Source organism: Methylophaga sulfidovorans, from assembly GCF_900114205.1.
Lineage (GTDB): Bacteria > Pseudomonadota > Gammaproteobacteria > Nitrosococcales > Methylophagaceae > Methylophaga > Methylophaga sulfidovorans.
On record NZ_FOSH01000007.1, the window covers coordinates 99,221 to 110,754 of the forward strand.

Annotated in this window: 10 protein-coding genes; 6 read left to right on the forward strand and 4 right to left on the reverse strand. The window is 43.6% G+C overall.

Annotated elements, in window-relative coordinates:
- Positions 1–5: 5 nt before the first annotated feature.
- A complete protein-coding gene (locus BM232_RS07490) occupies positions 6–2,228 on the reverse strand; it encodes a TonB-dependent receptor (RefSeq protein ID WP_091713033.1) in 2,223 nt (740 codons plus the stop codon).
- A gap of 161 nt (positions 2,229–2,389) precedes the next feature.
- Between BM232_RS07490 and BM232_RS07495 the strand changes: the two genes are divergently transcribed.
- The 5 genes from BM232_RS07495 (at position 2,390) to BM232_RS07515 (ending at position 6,111) form a co-directional block, all read left to right on the forward strand.
- Complete coding sequence (locus tag BM232_RS07495) at positions 2,390–3,115, forward strand: sulfite exporter TauE/SafE family protein (RefSeq protein WP_091713036.1); 726 nt, start codon at positions 2,390–2,392, stop codon at positions 3,113–3,115.
- Positions 3,116–3,120: 5 nt separating this feature from the next.
- Positions 3,121–4,047: a sigma 54-interacting transcriptional regulator gene (locus BM232_RS07500; protein WP_091713038.1), complete on the forward strand. Its 927-nt coding sequence runs from the start codon at positions 3,121–3,123 to the stop codon at positions 4,045–4,047.
- Positions 4,048–4,118: 71 nt separating this feature from the next.
- Positions 4,119–4,970 (forward strand): thymidylate synthase, encoded by an 852-nt coding sequence (locus BM232_RS07505; protein ID WP_091713040.1) that lies wholly within the window; start codon positions 4,119–4,121, stop codon positions 4,968–4,970.
- 26 nt (positions 4,971–4,996) lie between these two features.
- A complete protein-coding gene (locus BM232_RS07510) occupies positions 4,997–5,269 on the forward strand; it encodes a hemerythrin domain-containing protein (protein WP_245752843.1) in 273 nt (90 codons plus the stop codon).
- Positions 5,270–5,361: 92 nt separating this feature from the next.
- Complete coding sequence (locus BM232_RS07515) at positions 5,362–6,111, forward strand: cytochrome b/b6 domain-containing protein (RefSeq protein ID WP_091713042.1); 750 nt, start codon at positions 5,362–5,364, stop codon at positions 6,109–6,111.
- Here the strand turns inward: BM232_RS07515 and BM232_RS07520 are convergent.
- From BM232_RS07520 to radC, 3 genes are all read right to left on the reverse strand, one after another.
- Positions 6,108–7,241: a PepSY-associated TM helix domain-containing protein gene (locus tag BM232_RS07520; protein WP_091713044.1), complete on the reverse strand. Its 1,134-nt coding sequence runs from the start codon at positions 7,239–7,241 to the stop codon at positions 6,108–6,110. The genes BM232_RS07515 and BM232_RS07520 overlap by 4 nt on opposite strands.
- A 6-nt stretch (positions 7,242–7,247) precedes the next feature.
- Entirely contained in the window at positions 7,248–9,272 is a 2,025-nt protein-coding gene (locus BM232_RS07525) for a TonB-dependent receptor (RefSeq protein WP_245752844.1), read from the reverse strand.
- Between the two features lie 105 nt (positions 9,273–9,377).
- Complete coding sequence (gene radC, locus BM232_RS07530; RefSeq protein WP_091713046.1) at positions 9,378–10,052, reverse strand: RadC family protein; 675 nt, start codon at positions 10,050–10,052, stop codon at positions 9,378–9,380.
- 125 nt (positions 10,053–10,177) lie between these two features.
- Between radC and miaB the strand changes: the two genes are divergently transcribed.
- Complete coding sequence (gene miaB / locus BM232_RS07535) at positions 10,178–11,518, forward strand: tRNA (N6-isopentenyl adenosine(37)-C2)-methylthiotransferase MiaB (protein ID WP_091713049.1); 1,341 nt, start codon at positions 10,178–10,180, stop codon at positions 11,516–11,518.
- The last annotated feature ends 16 nt before the right edge of the window (positions 11,519–11,534 follow it).

Sequence of the window (11,534 nt, forward strand, 5' to 3'; positions counted from 1 at the left end):
ATCAATTAAAAAGAGTAACTAAGCGCCGTGTAGAATGAACGGCCCATACCTGGAACGGTGATGCCCCAAGGTACCGATGTGCCCATTGTCGCTCCTTGACCAGTGTACGCACCTGACAATGGTTGGCTGTATGCTTTATCCAATACATTGTCGATACCAAAATCAACACGTGCCTGTTTCCACTCGTAGCTGGTACGTAGATTTAATAAGCCATAACCGGCAGTTTCCTGTTCATTACGCTCATGATTAACACGGTCTTTCGCTTCAACCACTTGCCATTCGGCAGTGTTATGCCAAGCACCTTTTTCATGTTGCAGTGTGAATGTCGCATTCAGAGGCATAATATTGTAGAGGTTGTCACCGGTATCCCGATTTTTGCCTCGTACATAATTGAATACTGCTTGCCCACTAATATGGCCAATCTTGTCATCATGATAGAGATGTTTTGCTACAGACAAATCAGCCCCGTATAACTTCGCTGAGACATTATCGTATTGCAGATACACAAAGTTATCGGTTGTGGTTAAATTAGCCGCTGTACAAACAGCCATCATACCTGCTTGACCGCTGCAGCGTTTGGCATCGATAAAGTCATTCACATAACTAATGTATGGAGTGAAAGTGATATTCCAGTCCTGCTTATCAGCATCATGCCAGTCGGCTGTAAAGCTGATGGTGTGTGCAACTTCAGGATCCAGATCTACATTACCGACATAACCATTACCATCACCGGCCAGATTAACCATACGCATGGCCATACCATTGGTTGACCAGGCATAACGTTCATAAAGATTAGGTGAACGTGTTTTTTGGGCATAACCAAATTCATAGCTGGCATTTTCAGATGGGGTAAAACGTCCCAATAAGCTTAGATCAAGATTGTTATCGGTTTTGCTTTTATCTGCGTTATTAAAAGCCGTAGGATTGTAATTGGTTGTGTTATACCCCTGAACGTTGTCAGCATCCATTTTCACTGTTTCATGACGAATGCCAGCTAATGTCGTCCATTTTGAGGTCCAATCAGCTTCCCATTCTGTATAGATAGCATAACGATCACGTTGACCGTTATTGATATTTTCAAAGGTATTGGGTGCCATCATCCCGGTTGAACCTGAGGCTTCCCAATAATCGTCAAGACGGTATTTTTGTAACTCTGTTCCAACTCGTAATAAATCACGTTGGTTGAGCATGACTTCTGTTTTTAGTGAGAGTCCTGTATTACTGCCTTCGGTTTCCATTGGCATACCGAGCGCATCAACGCCGTATAAGAATTTTTTATCATCACCAAACTGCATTTTGTGATGTGTTTTTTCATGATAAGCAGAAGCTTCTACCGTGCCCCAATCAAAAAGCCCATTATAGATAAGATTTATACTATTACTGCGGTTCTCGGTCATATCCATACGTTGGTTGGGGAAACCTTGATAAGGAATATCCTGATGTGCCAGTTTTAATTGCAATACGTGATTATCGAGCTTAAAGCCAAGGTTAAGAGCGTGGTTGCGTGTTTCATATGCAGTTGAGCCGACTTCATCACCATCTAACCAACCTCGATCAGAAGCTGCTGGTCCAGCAGGTTTGAAATTATCCGCCGCATCGTAATTATTGGCTTTGCTGGTTGAACCGGTATAGTTCAAACTGAAATTTTCAGTCGCCAGAGTGGCTGATAAGTTAGCACCACGGGCATCACCGTTACTGCGGTAGAATGCGCCGATTTCTCCTTTTTTCAAGACACTGTTTGCATCTTTGGCAAACTCTGGTTGTTTGCTTTTAACAATGATGGTGCCGCCAATACTGTCACCACCGCTACTGACGGGTGTGATACCTGAATAGACTTTTAATTCAGACACATTAGTGGGCGAAATATAAGACAGTGGTGGATTCATATGATTGGCACAGGCTGAAATTAAGTCCATACCATCAACTTTGATACGCAGCCTGTCATCTGCCAAGCCACTAATAACTGGAAGACTGGATACACCACCAGCACCATAGAGTGATACGCCGGGAATACCATCCAGTAAGGATGCTGTATCACTTGATGCAGCTCGTTTTGATTTAAGTGCTTGCAGGTTAAGATCGGCATCATCCTGGGGTAAAGGCTGAATAGCTTCTCCAGAGACCGTAACCTTTTCTAATTCTTTAACATCATGATCGTGCTCGGCATGCGCAAGCGATGGTAGGAATAAACTTAGCATGATGCTAAGTGATAAACTTGTTCTTTTCATTATACATTCTCTCTCAGGCAATCTAATAAGTGATAATAAGAAGTTACTATGGTTAAAAAGTGTGTTTTTTCAAAAATTAGTGTGTGAAATGACACAAATTCATGCTGAAATGGCGTGATAATCTGATTCATTAAATTAAAACCTAAGAGAAAACTTTAAGCATGGCGGCTATCACCAGTTCCTATATCACAGCATTTTTACTCGGTTTATTTAGTACAGTGCATTGTATTGCTATGTGTGGTTCGGTGATCGGCGCATTGACGCTGAGTTTGCCTAAAGAGGTGAGGGAGAGTCAGCGGCGTATGCTGCCATTTGTTTTTAACTACAATATTGGCCGTATTCTGAGCTATAGTTTTGCTGGCATTATTGTTGGTCTGTTGAGCACGCCACTGACACAACTGAATGCACATTGGATACTTAGGATATTGTCAGTCATTGTGATGATTGCCATGGGTTTATATCTGGCAGGCTGGTTTCCAAAGTTTGCCCGTGCTGAGCGTATGGGCGCCCCTTTGTGGCGTTGGTTACAACCCCTTGGACAAAAGCTTTTACCAGTGAGAAAAGTGAGTCAGGCCTTTTTTCTTGGCATGGTTTGGGGATGGTTACCATGTGGACTTGTCTATGCAGCGTTAGCTGTGGCGGCAACCGCAGGTGATCCGGTGAAAGGCGGCTTGGTTATGCTGTCATTCGGTGCCGGCACATTACCTGCGGTAATGGGGGCAGGATTGTTTACTGGTATGTTAGCTGCCTTAGGGCGCTCTCCACGCTTACGTAAAGCGGCTGGTTTGTTGATTATTCTGATGGCATTGGCAACCTTATTCTGGCCAATGGAAAGTATGCATGAACACCATGCCATGCCTGACCACCAACATCCGATGCAGGGGTAAGTAACATGAGTAGGATCTTAGGTCAGTCGCCTGATTTAACCCATATTCTGCGAACCTTACCGATGATTGCTTTGAGTGATGCCAGTGTGCTTATCAGTGGTGAAACGGGTACAGGTAAAGAATTAATCGCTTTAAGTCTGCATGGACAAAGTCGTCGTCGTGATAACACGCTTGTTACTATTAATTGTGCTGCGTTACCAACAGAAGATGTTGAGTTGGATTTATTTGGTCGAAGTAATGAACAAGGGGAAGTAACGTTTCGTGGACGTTTATTAGCGGCTGAAGGCGGCACGGTCTTTCTGGATGAAGTCGATGCTTTACCCCTATCTGTACAGGCAAAAGTATTACGCTTTTTAGAAGCGGGTGAGTGTCAGTTACAAGGAAGTCACCGTTTGCACGTCGCAGATGTTCGTATTCTGGCAGCGACAAGTGCTGATTTGCCTGCTGAAGTGAAGGCGGGAAGATTCCGAGCAGATTTGTTTTATCGTTTACAGGTGGTACCAATTGAATTACCAGCCCTGCGCGATCGTGTCGAAGACATTCCTTTACTGATGAAGCATTACTTAAAAGAGTATGCAGGTAATAATGCCGTTGTGCGGTTATCCAAAGAAGCTGAGCAGAGTCTTTTACATTACCGTTGGCCAGGCAATGTCAGAGAGTTACAAAACTTATGTCAGCGTCTTGCTTTGTTACATGCTGGTGAATTATTACAGCCGGGTGATTTACCGAGAGAGATGCGTCCGGAAGTTGCCATAGAACAACATCAGTTTGTGCTGCCGCCCAGTGGTATAGAGCTCGCAAATGTGGAACTGGACTTGATTGAACAAGCGCTGGATATGGCGGCTGGAAATCGTTCTAAAGCGGCCCGTTTGTTAGGTATTAGTCGAGATACGCTGTTATATCGTATGCAGAAGTATAATCTGTCACCTTAATGAACTTGTCTGTCTGACCTAGCAATGCCAAAATCATCAGCAATTTTGCAGTGAGAATTGGAGCCTTCTGAGTGAGACAGTATCTGGATTTATGCCAACGTATTATTGACGAAGGTGAATGGGTTGAAAATGAACGTACAGGAAAACGTTGCCTGACGGTTATTAATGCCGATTTGGAATATGACGTTGCTAATAATCAATTTCCACTTATCACCACCCGGAAAAGTTACTGGAAGGCGGCAATTGCCGAAATGCTGGGATACATGCGAGGGTATGACAACGCAGCAGATTTCCGCACCATTGGTTGCCGTACCTGGGATGCCAATGCCAATGATAATAAAGACTGGCTTAATAATCCTCACCGCAAAGGTGAAGATGATATGGGACGGGTTTATGGTGTTCAGGGCCGTCGCTGGCAAAAGCCTGATGGTTCAACATTGGATCAGTTACAAAAAATCGCCGATGATTTGAAACGCGGCATTGATGATCGTGGCGAAATTCTGACCTTTTACAACCCCGGCGAGTTTGATATGGGCTGTCTGAGACCCTGCATGCATACTCACACTTTTTCAGTATTAGGCGATACCTTGTATTTAACCTCCTATCAACGTTCTTGTGATGTGCCACTAGGTTTAAATTTCAATCAGGTGCAGGTGTTCTTTTTACTCAAAATGATGGCGCAAATTTCTGGACTGAAGCCGGGTAAGGCCTACCATAAGATTGTGAATGCCCATATCTACGAAGATCAGCTGCAGTTAATGCGTGATGTACAGTTGAAACGTGATCCTTATCCTTCACCTAGCTTACACATTAACCCGGAGATTAAATCATTAAAGGATCTGGAAACCTGGGTCACACTGGATGATTTTGAGGTGAAAGATTATCACTATCACGAAGCCATTAAATATCCATTTTCAGTCTGATGAGATAGCTTGCAGGAGTGAGTGATATGGATAGACCATTATTAGTAGTATGGCAAGATGAGTTCAGTCAGCAGGTCCCTATTATTGATGAACAGCATAGAGCCATCCTCGCCACCATAAATTCACTGCATTATTTTCTCCAGCAGGGACTGGAATTTGAGTCTTTATTACCCACGGTTAAGCTTTTGATAAGTTACATCGTGTTTCATTACAAAACAGAAGAAGGCATATTGAATTCAACATACTACCCTGAGAGAGAAAAGAATAAGCCAGACAATGTCACTCAATGTTTTATATGAGCAAGTTTAATATCAGGATTAGCTCACCCAAATTCTTGGTTTTCTATGAATGGGTAATGGCTACTGATAAGTAGATAAATAAGGAGAGAGAAGTGAAAAAACAAATGGCGAGAACATTAACTGAATATCCTGTATGGGACCGTACGGTTCGCTGGTTTCACTGGATAAACGTATTGTCCATTATTGCATTGATTGCAATTGGTGTGGCTATTATGAACAGCAAAGCCTTGGGCGTAACGACAGAAGGCAAGATTCTGCTAAAAACATGGCATGTCTACGTGGGATATGTGTTTGCAATTAATCTAGCCATCCGACTGTTTTGGACGTTTATTGGTAATCGTTTTAGTCGTTGGGCAGCTATTTTGCCTTTGGGGCAAAAGTATAAACAGCAGCGTCAGGTCTATCTGGAGAGTCTAAAGCAGGGTAAACCTGTTGGATTTGCCGGGCATAATCCTCTGGCTCGCTTGATGGTGACCTTGTTATTTATTTTATTAACTACACAAGCGGTGACTGGCTTGGTGATTGGTGGCACCGATGTTTATATGCCACCGTTTGGCGATAGTTTTAAAGCCTGGATTGCCGAAAGTCCACAAACAGAAGCATTGATTCAGCCTTATTCCAAAGAAGGTGTCGATGAAGCCAGCTACAAGCAAATGCGAGATTTTCGTTCACCCTTTAAAGAAATACATGAAATCGTATTTTGGATACTGAGCCTGACTATCATCTTACATATTCTGGGTGTCGTATATAGCGAGCTTCGGGAACGTAATGGTCTTGTATCAGCGATGTTTACCGGTAAAAAAGTCTTTAAAGATACGCCTGTAGACTGGGACGAAGATTAATGATGACGATAAGCGGTACGCACTTTAGCGTGCCGCTTTTGTTGCCAGCGTAATAAGCCGGTAACAAACAAAATTAGCGGTATAAAACCACAGATAAATACAATAACCCTGCCTGTCAGACCAAAGGCTTCGCCATTATGTAAGGGGTGTAGCCAGTTGATGACTTTATCTCCGGCTTTATCAGCCAATCCATCCCGACTAGCGACAATATTGCCATTAAAAGCATTCACCCACACCTGTGTTCTAGGAAAGCGACGGCTCGGTTCACCCTCTTGGTAGAAAACTACTCGCCAGCTATTTTTTTCGCTACCCGGTGATTCTACCCAGCGTAACTCAGCATCAGGGAATAACTTAAAAGCAGACTTTACCGCCGTATCGGCTGAGATTACAGGCTGTTTACCTTGCTGCTGTTGCGAACGTGCCAGATTAGGGCTGGTGGCTAATGGTGAAAAAGCATTAATAATCTGATGTGTTTGCGTGGGTAAATCCAGTGCGGCGCCAGTTAAGCTCAGCATTAACAACACAATAAAGCCATAACTGCCAGAAAGAATATGCAGATCAAACACTTTTTTTGCGTAGCTGGAACGTAAACGCCAAGCCAGCGCTCGACCTAGCTTATGCCAACCTGGCCACCATAAAACCATTCCAGAAATCAGTGATATCAGGCTAATAAGGCCAATTATGCCAATAAAGGTTTTGCCAGTTTTATCCAGCAATAGAACGTAATGAAGGTTGTAGATCCAGGTCATCGTAAACTCACCCCAGAAACGTTTACTGGTGATCTTTAAGGTGACCGGATCAATGGTGACCATTAAAGGAGCAAACGTTAAGCCGCGAGTTTCAACTGGCGTGTAATAACGCGCCATAATTGGCCAGCCCGGATGAAGCGGTTGTTCAATACGCCAGGAATCAGTTCGGGTAGGGAATTGTTGATGTAATTGATCAAAAACAGCTTGTTGTTGACTGACAGGTGCCGTTGAAACAGCTTCGATATCTGGATTTAACCAGATATCGAACTGTAGATAAAACACTAAAATACTGCCTGTCAGACCTAATAAGACCAGCAATAAACCAATGCTAAGTCCAAGATAGGTATGAATCTTCAGCCAAAGCTGTCGGGCTTTTTTCATGAATGATTAAAAGTCATATTGAATAGAGCCGTATATTGAGCGACCATCACCAGGAGAGTGTAACGTTTCATTAAAGTCTTTACTCCACCAGACATATTCATAATAGCGATCAAATATATTTTTAAGTTCAAGATCTAAAGTCACTTTTTGAGTCAGTGCATAGCTAGCTGAGGCATTCACTAAAACGTATTGGCCATATTTATTGGTATCATTTTCCTGATTTAAATATGCATCATCTTGGGCGCTGATCCAAGAGGATAGCTTAAGCTTTGGTGTAGCCTGATAGTCTGCGCCAGCATCAATTAAATAATGTGGTACATGATCGATCTCATTGCCTTTATTAAGAGGTGTTTCTGCACCGGCTTTGAGTATTTCTGAATCCTGGTAGGATGCAGCAAACCAAAGACCAAGTTTATCAGAGGCTTGTGCATTGAATTGGAAATCAATGCCTCGACGCTGGGTCTTTCCTATATTTTCACTATTGCCATCAGGATCGCCTAAACGTTTTTTATATTCATCTGATGCTACTTGTTGCCATACAGCGATCCGACCATTTAACCAGTCTGTGGGTGTAAATTTCAGTCCTACTTCCCAGCCTTCATTAATAGAAGGGCTCAGCTCTGGGACACCGACTTTTTTATAGCTAGATGCGCCATCTGCGACCTGAAAGGTTTTCCCCCAATTGGTATACAAAGCATATTGATTATTAAAAGAATAAACCGCACTGAGTTTAGGCTGACTGATATTACCGTAATCGTTAATTCCACGATGGGTGCCATTATCATTTAAGCTGCCACGCACCGTATCTACACGGAAAGCGGGAACAATTTTCAGTTTCTCAGTAGGTTTATAAATGGCCTGAATAAATCCACCATAAATATCAAAGTCGAATTTTTGATTACGTTTTTGTACTGTTCTGTTTCTATCCATATCCACCAGATAACGACGGCTTTCATTGTTCTGAAATTCAGCACTTACTCCGCCCATCAGGCTGAATTCATGAGCCCAACTGACATCTGGCCGCCAGGTTAAGGTACTTAAAACCCCTTTATGTTCTTCTTCTGTGAGTCGTTCATTATGGTTGCCCCCAGCAGCATAGGTAACATAACGGTCTTCATCCAACTCATTTAAATAAGCCTTGCTGCTCCAGAACAGATTATCGGTGATATCTATATCCAGGTGAGCACTGAATTGATTCATCATACGGTCACCACCATCAGCCTCATTATGCGGCCGTGATTGTTCAGGATCATGATGAGCTTCAGCTCGTGTCAGATAACCGGCTTCTTGTGCTTCTGCCTTACCGTGTCTGGCAATAAAGCCGATTTGGGCGCGACCGTCATTGGGTGTATAAAACCACTTACCAGAGAATGTGCTTTTTTCAATATCACTGTGGTGACGATAGCGGTTTGAGTTGAGATAACTGATTGCGTAGTTCTGGGAAAAACCATTGCTTTCAATGCCACTGATAAACTGCACGTTTCGTGTTGCGTAGCTGCCGTAAGTGACACGGGCTTTATTATAGTTGCCGCCTTGTCGAGTAAAAATGTCTACATTACCCGCTATATTATGCAAGCCGTAACGTGGATCATTGGTGCCGCGCACCACTTCAATACTCTCAATTTCTAATGGGGTGAGCAATTCCAGGTACGGCATATTGCCCGAATTCTGGTTGCTCGGAATGCCATCAATCAGCAATTTCACTGCATTGACTTCACCTTCGCCATTAAAACCACGAAAGGAAATTTTGCCGGACTCATTTCCCATACCGAACTGGGTCAACATCACGCCTGGCATTTGGTCAAAAAGCTGCCATGTATAACTGACATTCTGATCTTCAATACGATCTTGGTTAAGTACATCAACCGATGTCGATAGGTTACGTGAGGTCAGCGGCCCCGTGCTATCGGATGATACAACTAAACTACCCAGGCTTAAGCTGGCATCATCTATCAGCGCATTATCAGCTGCATAGCCACTCATACTTTGCGTTAGCAAAAAGCCCAGACTGAATACCTTCAGTGACTTCATAGGATTCTCTCTCTTATCATTTTAATTATAAAATTGGACAATAGTAGAGATATCAAACAGCAGAAAAATGGGTGATTTCACTCATGTTTATGGCAATTGATTCAGTTAAAGACAACCTCGCTGTGCCAATGAAGTGACCTCTGCATCCCCAACGATTATATGGTCGAGTACTCTGATATCGACCAGATCGAGCGCAGACTTGATACGTTTGGTTATATGGATATCAGCTTGACTGGGCTCAGCAACACCAGAGGGATGATTATGGGCAAGGATAACCGCAGCGGCATTATGTTTTAGTGCTGCTTTGACTACCTCACGCGGATACACGCTGGCACCATCAATCGTGCCGCGAAATAATTCATCAAATTGCAAAAAACGGTGCTGGTTATCCAGATATAGACAGGCAAATACTTCATGAGGATAGGCTCGTAAACGTTGCTTGATATAACGCATGGTATTGTCGGCATCTGTAAATGCATCGCCATGTTTTAAACTGGATTCTAAGTGACGACGACCCATTTCCAGAACCGCCTGAAGCTGAACGTATTTTGCCTGGCCTAATCCATGGCCTTTACAAAACTGTTGTTGGTCCGCCTCTAATAATTGTCGTAAAGAGCCAAATTCATCAATGAGTTTGCGTGCCAAGTCGACAGCAGAAAATCCTTTTACACCCGTGCGCAGAAAAATCGCCAGAAGCTCTGCATCAGAAAGTGCCTTAGCACCTGATAATAAAAGCTTTTCTCGAGGGCGATCATCGGCAGGCCAATCCTTGATTGCCATGATTCACTTCCTTGTTGTTATTCCTTCCCACACTATATTTGCAGTTATTAGTAAAAACAATCACTTGTATGTACTAATCAGCTAAAAAATAGTATCCTGTGCGCCCTTTGACTTTAGCAGAAACTATGGCTGGCAAACTTTATATCAGAACATTCGGCTGTCAGATGAATGAGTATGATTCATCAAAAATGGCAGAAGTCCTGGCGGCATCTCATCAATTAGAACCCACAGATATTCCAGAAGAAGCAGATGTATTACTGCTTAATACCTGTTCTATCCGCGAAAAAGCGCAGGAAAAAGTGTTTCATCAACTTGGTCGCTGGAAACGCTGGAAAGACTCGCGTCCCGATTTAGTGATTGGTGTCGGCGGCTGTGTGGCCAGTCAGGAAGGGGAAGCGATTCGTAAACGTGCGCCTTATGTGGACCTGATTTTTGGGCCGCAAACATTACATCGTCTTCCGGCGATGTTGGAAGAAGTCAAAATCAGCCGCAAACCCAGCATTGATATTTCTTTCCCTGAGATTGAGAAGTTCGATAATCTACCGGCACCGAAAGCAGATGGCCCAACCGCTTTTGTTTCGGTGATGGAAGGTTGCAGTAAATACTGCACATTCTGTGTGGTGCCTTACACCCGTGGTGAAGAAGTCAGTCGACCAGTTGGCCCGATTTTGCGTGAAATTCGTCAGCTGGCCGCACAAGGCGTACGTGAAGTTAACTTGTTAGGTCAGAATGTAAACGCTTATCAAGGCGTGATTGAAGATGATGAAACGGCCGATTTAGCGTTACTGATTCATTATGTGGCAGCAATTGATGGTATTGAACGTATTCGTTTTACTACCTCTCACCCTGTTGAGTTTTCTGACAGCCTGATTGAGGCATTTGCCGAAGTGCCGGAGTTAGTGAATCATCTGCATTTACCGGTTCAGTCTGGTTCTGATCGTATTCTGACTATGATGAAGCGTGGTCATACCACTTTAGAATATAAAAGTAAGATCCGCCGCCTACTGGAAGTCAGACCGAATTTAAGTATGTCGAGTGATTTTATTGTCGGTTTCCCCAATGAAACAGAAGAAGACTTTCAGGCGACTATGGATTTGATCAATGAGATTAAATTCGATCATTCATTCAGCTTCGTTTATAGCGCTCGCCCTGGTACACCCGCTGCGGCATTTGTGGACTCAGTCTCCGAAGAAGAAAAGAAACGCCGTCTGCAAATCATGCAGGATCGTTTGCGTGAGTTGGAAGACGAGCATGCCAAAGCCATGATCGGCACCACACAACGTATTTTAGTTGAGCGCGAAGCACATCGTGGTGGCGGTGATATGGCCGGTCGTACAGAGAATAACCGGGTAGTGAATTTCCCCGGTGACAGTAGTCTTATCGGTCAGTTTGTGGATGTGCGCATTGAAGAGGCCTTCTCAAACTCCTTGCGCGGCGAATTACTCGCTGATAGCGTTGCACTTTAAGCTCATCGGAATTTTA

Bases quoted from the DNA above. Each gene is read 5' to 3' on its own strand.
- BM232_RS07520 (WP_091713044.1), bottom strand. From the start codon at position 7,241: ATGAAAAAAGCCCGACAGCTTTGGCTGAAGATTCATACCTATCTTGGA.
- BM232_RS07495 (WP_091713036.1), top strand. From the start codon at position 2,390: ATGGCGGCTATCACCAGTTCCTATATCACAGCATTTTTACTCGGTTTA.
- BM232_RS07510 (WP_245752843.1), top strand. From the start codon at position 4,997: ATGGATAGACCATTATTAGTAGTATGGCAAGATGAGTTCAGTCAGCAG.
- BM232_RS07490 (WP_091713033.1), bottom strand. From the start codon at position 2,228: ATGAAAAGAACAAGTTTATCACTTAGCATCATGCTAAGTTTATTCCTA.
- BM232_RS07500 (WP_091713038.1), top strand. From the start codon at position 3,121: ATGAGTAGGATCTTAGGTCAGTCGCCTGATTTAACCCATATTCTGCGA.
- radC (WP_091713046.1), bottom strand. From the start codon at position 10,052: ATGGCAATCAAGGATTGGCCTGCCGATGATCGCCCTCGAGAAAAGCTT.
- BM232_RS07525 (WP_245752844.1), bottom strand. From the start codon at position 9,272: ATGAAGTCACTGAAGGTATTCAGTCTGGGCTTTTTGCTAACGCAAAGT.
- miaB (WP_091713049.1), top strand. From the start codon at position 10,178: ATGGCTGGCAAACTTTATATCAGAACATTCGGCTGTCAGATGAATGAG.